Raw genomic sequence first — 14,546 nt, 5'->3', positions numbered from 1 at the left:
GGAACCAACGATGACTTTATTAGAAACGAAAGCAGTCGATTACTATTACCAAGACGGCGATCAGCGCCGCTATATACTGAAAGAGACCTCTGTTTCTTTTGAAAAAGGGACTTTCTATGCCATCTTAGGACAATCTGGTTCGGGAAAAACGACGTTTTTGTCCTTGATCAGTGCGTTGGATAGTCCGAAAAGCGGTCAAGTACTTTATGAAGGCACCGATATCGAAAAAATCGGGCATGAGAATTATCGCCGCGACGACATCAGTATCATTTTCCAAAGCTATAATCTGATTCCCTATTTGAGTGCAGTCGAAAATGTCTTAGTGCCGATGGCGATTACGAAAAATCAGCTGCCAGACAATCAACGAGAAGTGGCGTACAATTTGCTGGATTATATAGGCATCACTAAAGAAAAAGCCGATCGTCTCGTCAATCAATTATCTGGCGGGGAACAACAACGGGTAGCGATCGCCCGGGCGTTAGCCACCAATGTCGATATCATTTTAGCGGACGAACCAACCGGGAATTTGGATGAAGAAATGGAACAAGAAATCATCGATATCTTTAAAGAGCTGGCACACGTCCACAACAAATGTGTGATCGTCGTGACCCACGCCAACGAGATCGCTCAACAAGCGGATGAAGTCCTGTATTTACGTAAAGGTGTGTTGAGTAAACATGAGTGATTTTTTATCAAATTTTAGCCCGGACAACTATGATGGCAAAAAGAAACCCACGCCCGATCGCGAGAAAAAAACCAGCGAACCTGTCGGAGATCAAAACGCAAGTGGCGCAGAGCAAGCGGGCAAACCAGTAGAGCCGACGACGGTTCACCAATCAGAAGAGTCGACCGCTAGTGAGCCACTGAGTCGTTCGGCAGCCCGTCAACAAACACAGACGACTGAAGCAAAAGCGGCGAGTTCTTCGACGGAGAAGGTAGCATCAAAGGAACCAGTCAGCCGGTTTGGGAAAGAAGAAACGGAATTTGATCCGACCTACAAAAAGCGTAAGCAGAAAAAAATCTTGCTGATTTCCCTACTGACCGCCTTGGCGGTTGCCGTGATTGGGATCGTCTACTATCAAATGACCCATGTGAAGGTGCCAGATTTCACTGCCCAAGATCTGTCAGAAGCGCGGACGTGGGGCATGGAAGAAGGCGTCGCTATCAAAGTGGAGCAAGAATATGATTTTGACAAAGACGTCAACCAAGTGATTGACCAAAGTGTTGATCCTGACAAAAAGATCAAGAAGGGTGCCACATTGACACTGACGGCGAGTCTCGGGCCTGATCCTGAAGAACGCTTAGAGCTGCCAGATTTTTCAGCGATGCAAGTGACCGAAGCAAAAGAATGGATCGCCAGCAATAAAGCCGAGAACCTCTCTTTGATCGAACAATTTGACGACAACGTAGCAGCAGAAGCCTTTATTAAACAAGAGGCGGCCAACAAAGAGCTTGATTTGGCGGAATACAAACGCAAAGACCGTTTGAGTGTCTATTATTCAAAAGGGAAAGAGGTCTTTGAAAAGAATATTGAAGTACCTGATTTTACGGGCAAAGCCAAGAGTGAAGCTTCTGAATGGGCGAAAAAGAATGACTTGAAATACAAAGAAGAAACCGTCTTTTCTGACAGTGTCGCCCTGGATCTGGTGGTTTCACAAGAACCAGTCAAAGGCAGTAAACTCGCGAAAAAAGATGAATTTGTGGTGAAGGTCTCAAAAGGCCAAGCATTGACCGTTCCAGATTTTTCACAATACACGATCGAAGAAGCCCAAGGACTAGAATCGAAAATCCCGCTGCAAGTCAGCACAGTCTATTCCGATCAAGTGGCGTATGGTAGTTTCTTGAGCCAGTCGGAAGAAGCAGGCAAAGAATACAGCGAAAGCGATACTTTGCCAACCGTCAAAGTCGTCTACTCATTAGGCCGACCATATTTAAAAGACATCCGTTTCCAAGCAACGGAAGGCGACTTGCCAAAACTATTCTTTGATGAATACAAATCAAAAGGCGCCAACGTCTATTACGAAATCTACTATGTCGATTCGGCGGAACCAAAAGGAACCGTTGTTGAAATGAGCCGCTACGGCGAGTTTATTCCCCTAGAAACGTGGATCACCATCGGGATCAGCCGCGGCAATCTGCAAGGCAGTACCCAAACACCGCCGGCAGATGATGGCGGTGACGATGTCGATGAACCGATCAGTACCGCTGGTTCAAACGCTACCGAATAATCCTTACTAAGTGCATTTTCAAACCGCATCAAAAAAGCAAGCACCCTTCTTTTTGGAAGGGTGCTTTTTACTTACTAATTGTAAAAAAAACACAAGCGAGCCGCTTGAAATCGCTGGGTCGATAAAGTAAACTTGATGGTAACGATAAAAAATGGCTCCGCAGTGCCATCTATAGAAGGGACGAAACAAATGATAAAAAAATTACTCGCGAATGTTGGCAGCTATAAGAAGGATAGCTTGCTGACCCCTGTGTATGTAGCAGGAGAGGTTGCCTTAGATGTCATTATGCCCCTGATCATGGCCATGATGATCGACCAAGGGATCGAAAAAGGAGACGCCGGTGTGATTCTAAGAGATGGCGGCTTGCTTTTTTTATGTTCCTTGATCGCATTACTTTTAGGAACGCTTGGCGGACGAACGGCAGCGATCGCTTCGGCTGGTTTTGCCCGCAACCTGCGGCACAATCTGTTTCGCCGAATCCAAGATTTTTCCTTTTCAAACATTGACCGCTTTTCTTCCTCCAGTTTGATCACCCGCTTGACCACTGACGTGACCAACGTCCAAAATGCTTACCAAATGATTATTCGTATTCTGGTCCGTAGTCCGTTAGTTCTGATTTTTTCACTTGCAATGGTTAGCACCATCAGTCCAGAACTTATGACGATCTATCTGGTTGTTTTACCGATCTTAGCGATTGGTCTGGCTTTAGTTATACGTTTTGCCCACCCGCTGTTTCTAAAAGTATTCCGCATTTATGACCGCCTGAATAATGTGGTGCAAGAAAATTTACAAGGGGTTCGCGTCGTGAAATCGTATGTTCGGGAAGAACAGCAAGAAGAACTGTTTGGCGAAGTGTCCACCGATGTTTATCGGAATTTCACGCTTGCGCAACGAATCGTCTCTTTCAACATGCCATTGATGCAATTTTCTGTCTATACGTGTATGCTGCTCCTGTCATGGTTTGGTGCTCAGCTGATCGTGGAACAAAGCAGCCTGACCACTGGGGAGTTAGTCAGCATGTTCAACTACACGATGCAGATTTTGATGAGCTTGATGATGATGTCGATGGCTTTCGTGCAGATTTTGATCGCACGAACGTCTGCCGAACGGGTCGTAGAAGTATTAGATGAAGAAAGTGACTTGAAAAATCCCGCCGATCCAGTCAAAGAGATCAAAGACGGCTCCATCGTTTTTGAGAATGTCGGCTTTAGTTACGCTAATGACAAAAATAAGCTGGCGCTGACGGATGCAAATCTGCGTATCGAATCCGGGGAAGTCATTGGAGTCATTGGCGGGACCGGGAGCGGAAAATCCACCCTCGTCCAGCTAATCCCGCGCTTATATGATGTGATTGAAGGGCGTGTCATCGTCGGCGGTCATGATGTTCGCGACTATGATTTAGAAGCATTGCGGGACCAAGTAAGTATGGTCTTGCAAAACAATGTCCTTTTCAGCGGCACCATCAACGACAATTTACGTTGGGGCAATGAAGAAGCGTCGGATGAAGAGATCCAGCGCGTGGCAACGATCGCACAAGCCGATCCCTTCATTCAAGAATTTCCTGATAAATATGAAACGCAGATCTCACAAGGAGGAAACAATGTTTCTGGTGGACAAAAACAACGGTTGACGATTGCTCGTGCCTTGTTGAAGAAACCGAAAATCTTGATCCTCGATGATTCTACCAGTGCCGTCGATACCAAAACCGACCGCAGTATTCGTGAAGGCTTGAAACGAGAAATCCCTGGAACGACGACGATCATTATTTCCCAACGGATCAATTCGATCGAAGACGCCGATCGGATCATCGTAATGGATGATGGCAAAATCAACGGCATCGGTACCCATGAAGAATTATTGGCAAACAATGCCATCTATCAAGAAGTGTACCATTCGCAGCAGAAAGGATTTGGTGAAGGTGAAGAATAGACAAGCAGCAAATCCCAAGCGCACATTGAAACGCTTATTGCGGACGATGTTTGGCGACTACAAAGGACAACTTCTATTCGTCGTTGTTATGATCTTATTAAGTGCCTTTGCCAACGTTCGCGGTTCGTTGTTTTTACAAGTCGTGATCGACGATCATATCACACCGCTTTTAGGGCAAGCCAATCCTGATTTTGGCGGTTTGTTTCGGGCGATCGTTCAAATGGCGATCATCTACCTGATTGGGATCTTGGCCGCACTGATCTATAACTTTATGATGGTCAAGATCAGTGAGGGGACGCAGAAAAAAATCCGTGACCAAATGTTTACGCATATGCAGTCTCTACCCGTCGGTTACTTTGATGCCCGCTCAGATGGCGACATCATGAGTCACTTTACCAACGATACGGATACGTTGCGCCAAATGATCTCCCAAAGTATTCCAAACTTGATGATGGCGGCGGTAACCTTTTGTTCTGTCTTTATCGCCATGTTCTCCATCAGTGTCCCATTGACTTTGTTCGTGATGCTGTCGATTATTTTGATGCTGAATGTGATCCGCATCATTTCTCGCCGCAGCGGCCGCTTCTTTGGCGCACAGCAACGAGATTTAGGCGCTGTCAACGGGTATATCGAAGAAATGATGCACGGGCAAAAAGTCGTCAAGGTCTTCAATCATGAAAAAATCGTCATGGAAGAATTTGATGCCTTAAATGACCAACTACAAGAAAGTGCCACTAAAGCCAATGTCAATGCCAATACCTTGATGCCGATCATGATGAACTTACTGAATGTCCAATATGTCTTGATCGCCATCATTGGGGGCCTGTTTGCCATCAATGGTGTTTCTGGCCTAACGGTCGGGATGATCGCTTCTTTCTTGCAGCTGAGCCGTTCATTAAATGGTCCTATCAGCCAGGTGTCACAACAAATCAACTTTGTGATCATGGCGTTAGCTGGTGCCGAGCGGATCTTCCATCTATTAGATGAAACGCCAGAAATCGATCATGGCTACGTCACACTGGTCAATGCCAAATGGTCGCAAGGTCAGCTAGTTGAAACCAAAGAACGAACAGGCACGTGGGCGTGGAAACATCCCCACGAGGATGGGACCATTACCTATACGGAAGTGACGGGAGACGTGCGATTTGAAGATGTTGATTTCGGCTATGTCGACAATCAACTGGTCTTACATGATATCAATCTGTATGCAGAGCCTGGGCAAAAAGTTGCTTTTGTTGGTGCCACAGGTGCTGGTAAGACAACGATCACCAATTTGATCAATCGGTTCTACAACATCCAAGACGGGAAGATTCGTTATGATGGCATCAATATTGAAAAAATCCATCTTGAATCCCTGCGCCGCTCCTTAGGGATCGTGTTGCAAGACACCCATTTGTTTACTGGAACGATTCGCGAGAATATTCGCTTCGGAAAACTGGATGCTAGTGATGAAGAAGTGCTGGCAGCTGCGAAATTAGCCAATGCCGACATGTTTATCAACCACTTGCCAGAAAAATACGACACCGTGATCACGGGCGATGGCGAAGGGCTTTCCCAAGGGCAACGTCAGCTGTTGGCAATTGCGCGGGCAGCGATCGCTGATCCGCCAGTGATGATCTTAGACGAAGCCACCTCAAGCATCGATACCCGTACAGAGCGGATCGTCCAATCAGGGATGGACCGTTTGATGTCTGGACGGACCGTGTTTGTGATCGCCCATCGATTGTCTACGATCCAAAACTCCGATGCCATCATGGTGATGGATCATGGCCGTATCATTGAGCGGGGGACTCATGAAACGCTATTGGCGGAAAAAGGCACCTATTATCAGCTCTATACTGGAAAAATCGAATTGGATTGATCCTGCCATGGCTACGGATTGAAGCTGCAGCGACTGGCGATCTACCTATTTTTCCCTTGTTTGCAACGACCGATTGGCAGTAAGCCAGTCGGTTTTTTTGCGCAGCTCGAAAAAATGGTATACTGTCACTGAGACAGCCGCACAACGGCGGCAGCACGTCAGCAGTTGTGCTGCGAAAAATGGATTCCATGAGGTGAAAACATGAAACTAGCATTGGCAAAGATCGTTTTAGATGATGAGTGGTATGAAGTGGTCCAATCGGAAAAAGGGTTAGTTTATTTTGGTCGGCAGCAGGATCATCATGAATTACTCAAGTTCTTTCCATTGGCTGAAATCAGTAGTACAGCTGACCTTGATCCAGTAATTGAAGCGCAGCTGCAAGCGTATTTTGCAGGGGAACCAGTGACATTTACTTTTGCGTTTGATCTTGTCGGGACACCGTTTCAACAAACCGTTTGGCAAGCACTGACCCAAATTCCTTATGGGCAAACCACTACGTATAGTGACTTGGCGCTACGCATTCAACGACCGACTGCTGTCCGCGCTGTCGCAAATGCAGTGGGGCGTAACCCGATGATGATCGTGGTTCCTTGTCATCGTGTGTTAGGAAAAAACGGTCGCTTGACTGGGTACAGGGGCGGCTTAGCAACCAAACGCCGACTACTGCAACTGGAAGGGATTCCGTTTAAAGAGTAAGGGAAGCAAACTATTTATAGTAAAAAATACTAAAAAGCAATATCATTTCCTTTTTTCTCTGGTATAATAAAATTGATTCCGGTTACAAGAAGGGGTGGAGGAAATGAACATCGTTGATTTGCAAAATGGTTCTGATATTCGAGGAATTGCGATCGCAACAGAAAAAGAGCAGGTGACACTGACAGAGCAAGCGGTTCGGCAAGTTGCTTCGGGCTTGCGCAACTGGTTGGCAACAAAGGGCAGCGGTCCTTTTCGCGTGGCAGTCGGTCGTGACAGTCGCTTGAGTGGCGAAGCACTGCAAGAAGTGTTGATGGCACAGCTGCAGCAAGAAGGCGTGGCAGTGATCGATTGCGGCTTGGCAACGACACCTGCCATGTTTATGAGTACACAGTTTGCGGATTTCGACTGTGATGCTGGTGTGATGCTGACAGCGAGTCATTTGCCTTATTACTTTAATGGAATAAAAATTTTCAGCCGCCAAGGCGGTGCCGAAAAAACGGATATCCACTATATTTTGACCCATACTACCGTTCATGAGGCAGCGGAAAAAGGAAGCTATCAGCAAAAAGACTTGCTGACGCCTTATGCCCAAGATCTACTGCAAAAAATTCGCCAAGGGATGGGAACCAATGAGGAAAAACCTTTGGCTGGATTAAAGATCATTGTTGATGCAGGCAATGGCGCCGGCGGCTTTTTTGCTGAAAAGGTATTGCTGCCGCTGGGAGCAGATACGAATGGCTCGCAATTTTTAGAACCGGATGGGCATTTTCCCAATCATATCCCGAATCCAGACAATAAAGAGGCAATGGCAAGTATTCGCGAAGCCGTCTTGCGGGAACAAGCTGATTTAGGCATTATTTTCGATACCGATGTCGACCGCTCGGCGGTCGTGACCAAAAGCGGTGAGCCCTTGAACCGCAACAATATGATCGCTGTATTAAGCAAGATCATCTTAGCGGAACACCCTGGCACGCGTATCGTCACCAATTCGCCAACCTCTAATCATTTAAAAACCTTTATCGAAGCACTGGGAGGGCAGCAAGTACGCTATATTTCTGGCTACCGCAATGTGATCAACAAAGCGATCGAATTGAATGAAGCAGGACTGGACACACAGTTAGCCATCGAAACCAGCGGGCATGCCGCGTTTAAAGAAAATTTCTTTTTAGATGACGGGGCGTACGTGATCGCCAAGCTCTTGATGATGCTGCCTCAATTGCAACAGCAAGGCACGACACTGGATGAGCTGATCGCGGCGTTGCAACAACCCGCCGAGACCCAAGAATTGCGCTTTGCGATCCAACAAGCCGACTATCAAGACTATGGTCGCCAAGTGATCGCGGATTTAGCCGATCATTTGCTGCCAGGCTGGCAGATCGATCCAGAAAATGAGGAAGGCATTCGCATCAACTTGACAGCGCCCTATGGCCAAGGCTGGTTCTTGCTGCGAATGAGCCTGCACGAACCACTGCTGGTGCTGCAGATCGAAAATGATGAAGCGGGTCATCTACCGGCAGTCGTTCAAGCGATCGGTCGCTTCCTATCGCAGTATGAAGCCATCGATCAAAGCAAACTGACACAGTTTTTAGCACAGCAACCAAAAATTTGAAGAAAAGCAGGGAACTAAAATGGTGATCTTGATGCTGCTGATCATGGCAGTGACGTATGGTGTGAATTTTTTCTTGTTTCGTTACTTGAACAAACGACCAAAAATCGATGTCGTTGAACGGTTATCGATGTTATTAGGTGTCAACATGAGTGTGCTTTTTTTCGATGGAATCTTATTGTTTATCGGTAAATTACTGATCGAGACGGTAGAGATCATCGAATAACCCAATAGACATTTTTGCTTTGCCTCGCCACTGGCTTCTACCGTCAGTGGCGAGGTTTTTTAGGGTTTGCTAAAAACGGCGATTAATGTTCGCATTCGTTTTTGATATTTGATAAAGTAAAGAGGAGAAAATTACACAAAGTGAGGGAATTCACGGATATGGCAAAAATAATGGTAGTAGAAGATGAAGCGGTGATTCGCCAACTGATTATCGAAGAACTAGAAAAATGGCAGTTTGAGACCTTTGGCACGACGGATTTCCATCAAGTGTTGACTGACTTTGAAGAACAAGAGCCCCAACTGATTTTACTGGATATCAACTTGCCGGTTTTTGATGGCTACTATTGGTGTCAAAAAATCCGCGAAGCTTCCAAAGTACCAATCATTTTTATTTCTAGCCGCAACACCAATATGGATATGATCATGGCCATGAATATGGGAGCGGACGATTTTGTGACAAAACCTTTTGAGATCGACGTTCTGATTGCAAAAATCAATGCGCTGCTGCGCCGTTCCTACAACTATGTAGAAAGTAGCAGTGAAACATTAGTGCATAACGGTTTGACCCTCAATATCGACAACAGCAGCATGTATATCAATGGCGAAAGCATCGATCTTAGCAAAAACGAATACCGCCTGCTGTATATTTTAATGAAAAATCACGGCAAGATTTTAAGTCGGGAAAAACTCTTGCGGGCCTTATGGGATGACGAGCGATTTGTAGACGACAATACCTTGACGGTCAATATCAATCGTTTGCGACGAAAAATCGAACAAGCGGGGATGAACGGCTACATTGAGACCAAGGTTGGTCAAGGGTATATCGTACCATGACAAAGTGGCGAGTTTTGCGCAGTTTTTTGAAAGATCGTTGGCTGCTGTTTATCGGTTGGCTAGTCTTTTTCGTGTTGACGGTCTTAGTTTTTTGGCTGACTCCTCATTCCCCGATGGATTGGGGCACAGTCGGCTATCTCTTTTTGATGCAAAGTGTCTTGATGGTGTTCTTTTTAGCAGTCAGCTACTTATCTAAGCGGCGTTTTTGGCAAAAAATCACCCCCAAGCCTGGAGACAGCTTGCTGCAAAACTACTTGCAAGGAGCACGCTCGGCGGAAGAAGAACGGATCGAATCCTACATCAATCAGTTGATCCGAGAGCACCAAGAATTGATGCAGCAAGTCGTCAGCAATCAAGAAGAACAAAAGGAATACATCGATTCGTGGGTCCATGAGATCAAAGTCCCTTTAGCTGCATCACGATTGCTTTTGCATTCGATCGAATTTGATATTCCCGATGAAAAATTCATCTTACTAGAAAATGAATTGAACCGCATGAACGAATACGTCGAGCAAGTCTTATACGTCGCCCGCTTAGACAGCTTTTCAAAAGATTATCTGGTCCAAGAAATTTCATTGAAAGCCGTCATCCAGCCAGTTTTACGCAGTCAGGCCAATTATTTTATCCAAAAGAACCTGCACTATGCCGTTGAAGGCGAGGATCAGCAAGTGTTGACCGATGAAAAATGGCTCGGCTTTATCTTTCGACAGCTGGTCAGCAATGCCGTGAAGTACACACCACAAAATGGGCAGCTGACGATTCGGATCGAAAAAGATGCCCAAGGGACCTATCTCCACTTGCAAGATAGTGGGATTGGCATTCCTAAAGAAGACATGCGGCGCATCTTTGATAAAGGCTTTACGGGCGAAAATGGGCGCCAAACGGACACCCACTCGACGGGATTGGGGCTCTTTTTAGCGAAAAGTTTGGCGAAGGAATTAGGCATCGAGCTAACGGCTTCGTCGACAGTTGGAAAAGGAACCACCATGACGCTGTTCTTTCCGTTGTTGAGTTATTATGAGGAAAAACGCTAATCTGCTTTTTTTCGAGTATCTTTTTGTGTTTTTTGACAAAAATCACTTGTCCCTAGAACGTTTTCACTGATACACTAAAGCCTGTGTTTAAAATTGAATGGTAAGGATGAATGAAATGGAGATACTCGTTGCATTAGTACCAATGTTTGCGTGGGGCAGCATTGGTTTAGTAAGTGCCAAACTTGGCGGGGATGCGAACCAGCAAACGCTAGGAATGACGATTGGTGCCTTTTTCTTTTCGCTGGTCGTATTTTTTGTGACGATGCCAGTGATTGATGGAAAGGTGATTTTGATCGGTCTTTTGTCTGGTCTTTTTTGGTCCGTCGGTCAAAACGGTCAATTCCATGGCATGAAATATTTAGGTGTGTCTGTTGGACTGCCGCTTTCAACCGGCATGCAGCTGATTTTAAATACAGTCGCAGGTGCATTGTTTTTTGCAGAATGGACACAGACCCGCGATTATGCACTAGGTGTTAGCGCATTGATCTTGTTGGTGATCGGGGCGTATCTGACCGCTCGTCAAGATGGCGAAAGTCCGGTAGAAGCTGGCAGCAAGATGCTTGATTTTCCTAAAGGATTTCGGGCATTGATCTCATCAACGATCGGTTACGGCGCCTATACGATTTTGATTACTTGGGCAGGATTGGACCCCTTGGCGATCATTTTGCCACAAAGTGTCGGGATGCTGATCGGTGCCAGCCTATTTGCTTTAAGGAAGACGAAGGTCGACCGTTTTGTAGGGAAAAATACTTTGTCAGGGTTGTTATGGGGCATCGGAAATGTCTGCATGCTGATCACGGTTCAGCAAGTTGGACTCGCGGTGGGCTTCTCATTGTCGCAGATGGGGATCATCATTTCAACGCTAGGCGGGATTTTTATTCTCGGCGAAAAGAAAACCAAGAAAGAACTGCGTTATGTGGTGATTGGTTGTCTGCTGGTGATTATCGGTGGTGTTTTGCTGGGGTATATGAAAGCAACATAAACTTATATTTTTGAGGAGGAGTTATGGATTTATTTCGAAAAAAAGTCATACAACGGGAAAGTGTGACGAATTTAAAAAAAGAGTTGAAGTTAAAAGATTTGATTATGTTGGGGATCGGCGCCATTATCGGCACAGGTATCTTTGTTGTTACAGGGACTGCTTCTGCTGAGTATGCCGGACCGGCATTGATTCTTTCCTTTGTTGTAGCTGGTATCGTTGTTGTGTTATCAGGGCTTTCTTTTGCGGAATTTGCTTCTCGGATCCCTGTTTTAGGGGGCGCCTATTCGTATCTGTATGTCGTTTTTGGTGAATTTACCGCGTGGCTGGCAGGCTGGTTTTTGATTTGCGAGTTCTTATTGGCCGTTTCTTCGGTGGCATCTGGCTGGTCAGGCTATGTGCAAGGCTTCTTGGCCAGTGCGGATATCCATTTACCAACCGCTTTGACGGGCGGTTATGATCCAAGCAAGGGGACCTACATTGATCTGATTGCTGGTTTAGTCATTATTTTTGTAACCTTATGGGTCAGCCAAGAAGCGAAAAAAGCGTTGCGTTTGAATAATGCCATGGTATGGGTGAAATTCGGCGTGATCCTCTTGTTTATCGTCTTTGGTGCCTTTTTCGTGGAACCAGACAACTGGCAGCCCTTTATGCCCTTTGGTTTTTCAGGCGTCTTTAATGGTGCAGCGTTAGTCTTCTTTGCTTTTCTTGGCTTTGATGCCGTCGCAATGGCGGCGGAAGAAGTTGAAGATGCAAAGAAAAATGTCCCTCGGGGGATCATTGGGTCCATTGCGATCGCAACAGTCCTTTATATCATTGTCACACTGATCATGACGGGAATCGTGCCGTTTGCTGAATTAGGAGTCAATGATCCGGTGGCTTTTGCGATGCGTTATGTCGGTCATGGAGTGGTCGGATCAATCATTTCTGTAGGGGCGATCTTGACCTTATTAACAGTGACGATCGCTATGATGTACTCTTTGGCGCGTCTGTTATATGCCATCAGTAAAGATGGGTTATTGCCAAAAGCCATGCAAGCCATCGATCCTAAGCATAAAACACCAAAGAAAGCGACCTACATCGCTGGTGTTTTTGCTTTCTTCTTTGCGGCAGCTTTCCCGTTGAATATCTTGGCAGAATTGACCAACATTGCGGCATTGTCTTATATGATCTTAATGTCCTTAGGGATCATCAAGCTGCGGAAGATGATGGGGCCACCTGCTAAAGGTGAATTTAAAGTACCCCTGGTACCGTTATTGCCTTTGTTGTCTGTTGCCAGCTGTCTCTTCTTGATGACCCGTCTGCAAACGGCGACCTGGATCGTTTTTGGGATCTCCTTAGTGATCGGAATCGCGATCTATTTTGTATATGGCTATCGTAACAGCGAATTAAATGAGAAAATCGACGAATAAGATAGCGAAAAGACAAAGATCCAGATGTGGTCTTTGTCTTTTTTTGTTAACTATAGCAAAGCCTCCCAAAGAAATCTTTGGGAGGTATTTTCTTTTGTCATTCACATTCCGATGATTGCTTGAGTCGATCATTGAAACAACAGTCTTTTTTATCAAATGTTCCCTAAGATTCTGCTTTTTTTGAAAAAATTTGCAAATGACAGATTCACTAAAGGTTCATCCAGTATGCTTTTGTTAGAGAAAAAAAGAGAGGATGTTGGCAAGTGAATTATATGAAACGAGCATGGCTGAGTGTGACGAGAAAGCGAGGGAAATCTGCGATATTGTTTGCTGTTATTCTGATATTAGGAAATGTGATCGCTGGCGCAATTGCGGTCAATCAATCGACTCAAAATGTCGAAAAGCAGATCAAAAACCAATTAGGCTCACTGGCAACGATTGAGATCGATTATGAAGCGTTGATGGCAAATAGTGATAGCGGCGCAAGAATGGAGGAGATTCAGCCGCTGTCAGAAGAGCTGATCAAGCAGATCGGTGAACGCTCCGAAGTCAAGCAGTACGATTATCTACGAGAAACAGTGATTGCTGTTGAAAACTTCAAACCCTATAGTTTCAGCCCACAAGAGGAAGATGAGAATGTCATGATCGTTGGGGGCATGCCTTCTGCGGTCTATTTAACAGGAACCAATCTCCTACAGCCGTTAGATTTTGAAGAGGATACGGTGAATTTAACGCAAGGTCGCTTCTTTAACGAAGAGGAGCAGCGTACGGGAAAACGTGTCGGCTTGATTTCTGAAGAGCTTGCTCAGGAAAACGGCTTGACCGTGGGAGACACTATGGTCTTAGACGGACAGTTTGTCGATTATTCGTCAGGGATGGACCCTGAGAAGCAAAAAGGCAATGATTACCCAATCGAAATCGTCGGGATCTTTAAAAATACCAGCTTAGAACAAGCGAACGATCAAGGCCAAGATGGCATGGTCAGCTCATTTGCATTTGATGATCGGCCCTTCAATCGTATCTATATGCCCAATGATGCTGTGAAAACGATTGTTGAAGAGGAACGTGCGGGCCAGCAAGCGGCGTTTCCAGCGACAGATTTCGGTTCTGATGAGGAGTTCTTCACTCCGCAATTCATTTTGAATCAACCAGAAGATGCAGAGCAATTCAAACAAGAGGTGACACCGCTCTTGCCAAATGGCTATAAGGTCAATGCCTCTACGGATGAGTACGATCGTGTGGGAACCAGCATGAATCGCTTATCACAAATTTCTTCATATGTCGTAGTGATTGCGGTGATTGCTTCCTTGATTATTATCTCCTTGATCATTGTGTTGTTTACCCGAGATCGGAAATATGAGTTAGGCATCTACCTTTCGTTAGGGGAACGACGGAAATACGTGTTTGCACAAATCGTGCTCGAACTCCTGTTGATTGGTGTCAGTGCAATGCTGATCTCCTTGGTCACAGGGAATATGCTGGGCAAGATGGTTTCTGAATCTTTGTTATCCAGCAGTATGCTAGAGGCAAATCAAGCAGGGGTGGAGCAATTCTTTGTGGGCGTTGCGGCCGTACCGAAAATCGATCAAGCAACGATCAACGAAGCGTTTCGCGTTCAATACACCTTGCCTTATATCATTGCCTTTTTAGCGACCGGGATCGTGACGATCTTGCTTTCGGCAGTGGTGCCGCTATTATATATTCTGCGTTTGAATCCGAAAAAAATCATGCTGTAAGGAGCG

At 45.7% G+C, this 14,546-nt stretch carries 12 protein-coding genes; all 12 read left to right on the top strand.

The window, feature by feature from the left end; translation table 11 throughout:
- The first annotated feature begins 10 nt into the window (after positions 1-10).
- The 12 genes from IGI73_RS14320 to IGI73_RS14265 all read left to right on the top strand — a co-directional run bounded on the left by IGI73_RS14320 (position 11) and on the right by IGI73_RS14265 (position 14,540).
- A complete protein-coding gene (locus tag IGI73_RS14320) occupies positions 11-685 on the top strand; it encodes an ABC transporter ATP-binding protein (protein ID WP_005227776.1) in 675 nt (224 codons plus the stop codon).
- A complete protein-coding gene (locus IGI73_RS14315) occupies positions 678-2,228 on the top strand; it encodes a PASTA domain-containing protein (protein WP_159160640.1) in 1,551 nt (516 codons plus the stop codon). Before IGI73_RS14320 ends, IGI73_RS14315 begins: the two co-directional genes overlap by 8 nt.
- A 189-nt stretch (positions 2,229-2,417) precedes the next feature.
- Positions 2,418-4,157: an ABC transporter ATP-binding protein gene (locus IGI73_RS14310; RefSeq protein WP_010749042.1), complete on the top strand. Its 1,740-nt coding sequence runs from the start codon at positions 2,418-2,420 to the stop codon at positions 4,155-4,157.
- Entirely contained in the window at positions 4,096-6,018 is a 1,923-nt protein-coding gene (locus IGI73_RS14305) for an ABC transporter ATP-binding protein (protein ID WP_428206818.1), read from the top strand. The genes IGI73_RS14310 and IGI73_RS14305 overlap by 62 nt, the downstream gene beginning before the upstream one ends.
- 201 nt (positions 6,019-6,219) lie before the next feature.
- A complete protein-coding gene (locus IGI73_RS14300; protein WP_428206803.1) occupies positions 6,220-6,714 on the top strand; it encodes a methylated-DNA--[protein]-cysteine S-methyltransferase in 495 nt (164 codons plus the stop codon).
- Between the two features lie 103 nt (positions 6,715-6,817).
- Positions 6,818-8,323 (top strand): phosphomannomutase/phosphoglucomutase, encoded by a 1,506-nt coding sequence (locus tag IGI73_RS14295; protein WP_118215363.1) that lies wholly within the window; start codon positions 6,818-6,820, stop codon positions 8,321-8,323.
- Between the two features lie 19 nt (positions 8,324-8,342).
- Positions 8,343-8,546 (top strand): hypothetical protein, encoded by a 204-nt coding sequence (locus IGI73_RS14290; protein WP_005227790.1) that lies wholly within the window; start codon positions 8,343-8,345, stop codon positions 8,544-8,546.
- 158 nt (positions 8,547-8,704) lie between these two features.
- Positions 8,705-9,379, top strand: coding sequence for a two-component system response regulator SapR (sapR, locus tag IGI73_RS14285; protein ID WP_005227794.1), 675 nt, complete (start codon positions 8,705-8,707; stop codon positions 9,377-9,379).
- Positions 9,376-10,413, top strand: a complete 1,038-nt coding sequence (gene sapS / locus IGI73_RS14280) for a two-component system sensor histidine kinase SapS (RefSeq protein WP_010749047.1) — start codon at positions 9,376-9,378, stop codon at positions 10,411-10,413. Before sapR ends, sapS begins: the two co-directional genes overlap by 4 nt.
- Positions 10,414-10,528: 115 nt before the next feature.
- The gene (locus IGI73_RS14275; RefSeq protein WP_015510464.1) at positions 10,529-11,395 is read left to right on the top strand and encodes a GRP family sugar transporter; all 867 of its coding nucleotides are present in this window, start codon (positions 10,529-10,531) and stop codon (positions 11,393-11,395) included.
- 23 nt (positions 11,396-11,418) lie between these two features.
- Positions 11,419-12,804, top strand: coding sequence for an APC family permease (locus IGI73_RS14270; protein ID WP_081116932.1), 1,386 nt, complete (start codon positions 11,419-11,421; stop codon positions 12,802-12,804).
- A gap of 272 nt (positions 12,805-13,076) precedes the next feature.
- A complete protein-coding gene (locus IGI73_RS14265) occupies positions 13,077-14,540 on the top strand; it encodes an ABC transporter permease (protein WP_332282532.1) in 1,464 nt (487 codons plus the stop codon).
- Positions 14,541-14,546 lie beyond the last annotated feature (6 nt).

Origin of the sequence: Enterococcus sp. DIV0755f (genome assembly GCF_051713725.1) — a bacterium.
In the GTDB taxonomy this organism is placed as follows: domain Bacteria; phylum Bacillota; class Bacilli; order Lactobacillales; family Enterococcaceae; genus Enterococcus_D; species Enterococcus_D casseliflavus.
The sequence above is the reverse complement of the archived record's forward strand: the minus strand, read 5'-3'. Positions and strand labels throughout refer to the sequence as shown.